This window comes from Methanobrevibacter curvatus (assembly GCF_001639295.1).
GTDB classification, from domain to species: domain Archaea; phylum Methanobacteriota; class Methanobacteria; order Methanobacteriales; family Methanobacteriaceae; genus Methanoflexus; species Methanoflexus curvatus.
On sequence record NZ_LWMV01000142.1, the window covers coordinates 1 to 591 of the forward strand.

1 pseudogene is annotated in these 591 nt (G+C 32.1%); it reads left to right on the forward strand.

The features are described 5' to 3' along the window. Positions 1 to 591 (forward strand): annotated as a pseudogene (locus MBCUR_RS03465) (hypothetical protein); the annotation flags it as partial.

A 591-nucleotide genomic window follows, 5' to 3' on the forward strand; every position in this document is an offset into this window, starting at 1 on the left:
TCAGAATAATACTGGTAATAATAGTAGTGGTGATAATAATAGTACTTTGAATGTTACTGAGAGTATTAATTTGAGTATTGTTAAGACTGTGAATGTGTCTGGTGTTGTTTTGAATGGTGCTTTGGTTGAGTATACTATTAATGTAACTAATTTTGGTCCTGATACTGCGACTAATGTGAATATTACTGATGTTTTAGATACTAGATTGATCTTTGTCAGTGCCAATGGATCTCCTACTCGTGTAGGTCAGTCTGTTAATTGGACTATTGCAAGTATTTTGAATGGTGATTCTTATATTATTAGCTTAATTGTTCAGTTGAATGGTACTGGAAATATAAGTAATGTGGCTAATGTTACTGGGTCTGATCAGAATAATACTGGTAATAATAGTAGTGGTGATAATAATAGTACTTTGAATGTTACTGAGAGTATTAATTTGAGTATTGTTAAGACTGTGAATGTGTCTGGTGTTGTTTTGAATGGTGCTTTGGTTGAGTATACTATTAATGTAACTAATCATGGTCCTGATACTGCGACTAATGTGAATATTACTGATGTTTTAGATACTAGATTGATCTTTGTCAGTGCCAA